Annotated in this window: 2 protein-coding genes; both read left to right on the forward strand. The window is 28.8% G+C overall.

The window, feature by feature from the left end; all coding sequences use genetic code 11:
• The coding region (locus BN899_RS19190) for a cell wall-binding repeat-containing protein (RefSeq protein WP_042273324.1) at positions 1–199 on the forward strand (199 nt) is incomplete at its 5' end.
• A 178-nt stretch (positions 200–377) separates the two neighbouring features.
• A partial coding sequence (locus BN899_RS04520) for a cell wall-binding repeat-containing protein (protein ID WP_147568494.1) occupies positions 378–2018 on the forward strand: 1641 nt, incomplete at its 3' end.

The following is a 2018-nucleotide window of genomic DNA, read 5'->3' on the forward strand; positions in this document are numbered from 1 at the left end:
GCCTGATGATTTAATAGATGCATTGGCAGTAGGGGTGCTAGCATCTAACGAAAAGTCACCAGTAGTTATAGTAGGAAATGATTTAAATGATAAGCAAGCAAGTTCATTATCTAAAAAACAGCCTAAGGAGATAACTCAAGTTGGTGGAAACGGAAATGAAAATGTATTTAATAAGTTAGTAAATATGTTTAAGAATTAATTTGGAGATACTATTATAATCGTGGTTAACATTTCTACGAATCATCTCCACCATTGAAATTCAAAAAAATACATTAACAACTTTGTTAATGTATTTTTTTTGTTTTAGTATATAAATATTTTAACAAAAAAGTTATAATTAATCTTAATTGCATTTATTACAAATAGGGGAGAGTAATATGAGAAAATATAATAAAAATATGGGAATTATTTTAGCAGGAGTAGTAATCGCCACTAATACACAAATTGTAACATTATCACATGCATTAGAACCTAATACAATTAAAACTAAATTAGAAACAAATATTGAAGAAAAGGCACCACAAACTTCTAATTATCAAGAAAACGAAATTGTAGAAGTAAGAAATGCAAAGGAATTATCATTAGCAACAAAAGATCCAAATATAAAAGTAATAGATATAAAGAGTGATATAGTATTAACTACCTTTAATGAGACCTATTATGAGATATTTGTAAAAGGAAACGGAAAAGAAATAAAGGGAAACGGATATACAATAAGTGGTAAAGATGATATTTTCAGAGGCAGATTACTTATATATACAAATACCAAAATAGATAATTTAAAATTTGAGGGTATGAGTATACAATCAATGACAGGAGATAGTATAGACTTAGTAAACAAAAGTGAACTGAATGATTCAAGGATATTTATGGATGGGAATGTATTGTTAGAAAATGTAAAAGTAAATAATACATCAATATCTGGTAATGGAAATCTAGTTGTGAATTCAAGTAAATTAAATCACAGTACAATTGAACTAACGAGTTATTATGCTAAAAGTGGAACAGTTAAGATAGCAAATAGCGAAATAAATGGTAATAAAGGCACAGATATTGTACATAGTGATAAAAAATATAACTCACCAATACTTTCATACTCAGGTAATATAGAATTAGAGAATGTAAAAATAATAAATCCAGGAAGTCATGCAATATATGCAGAGGGAAACGATGAAGCAGGTAGAAAGATAGTAATAAAAGGAACATTAGAGATAGAAGGAGCACAAAAAGAAGCAATATTATTGAAGAAAGCGGATAGTAGTAATAAAGAGAATCCATTAGAGTTATATATAGATGGAGATATAAAACAAAAAGGAGATACATATACAATAAAGGCGGAAAAAGAAGGTATATATACTAAGGTGCATTATGATGATAGTAAACTAGAAAAAGTAACTAATCAAAGGTTAGATGCGTACTACGATACGAAAAATAGAGAAGGAAATAAACCACAGTTTACTGTACATGAACTAGTTGGAAAAGATAGATATCAAACAGCTGTAAATGTAAGTAATGAAGGATGGGATAGAGCAGATAATGTAGTAATAGTAAATTCAAATTCAATGGTAGATGCACTTAGTGCAACACCATTTGCAAAATATAATGATGCTCCAATACTTTTAACAGAAAACAATAGCTTAGATAGTGAAACTAAAAAAGAGATATCAAGGCTTAATGCTAAAAATATCTATGTAATAGGTGGAGAAGCGTCTGTATCAAATTCAGTTATAATAGAATTACACCATATGAACCTTAGTGTAGAGAGGATAGGCGGAAATGATAGATATGAAACATCTTTAGAAATAGCTAAAAAACTAGATGATGTATCAGAAATAGCAGTTGTAAATGGAGTAACAGGACTTCCTGATGCAGTAAGTATTGCTCCAGTTGCAGCAGATAAAAGTATGCCAATAGTATTAGCATCACCAAATAAAGGAACTAAGGTATTCGATCAATATATAGAAGATAAAAATATAAAAACATCTTACGTTATAGGAAGTGAAGTTGCTATATCAAAT

The organism is Faecalimicrobium dakarense, assembly GCF_000499525.1.
Lineage (GTDB): Bacteria > Bacillota > Clostridia > Peptostreptococcales > Peptostreptococcaceae > Faecalimicrobium > Faecalimicrobium dakarense.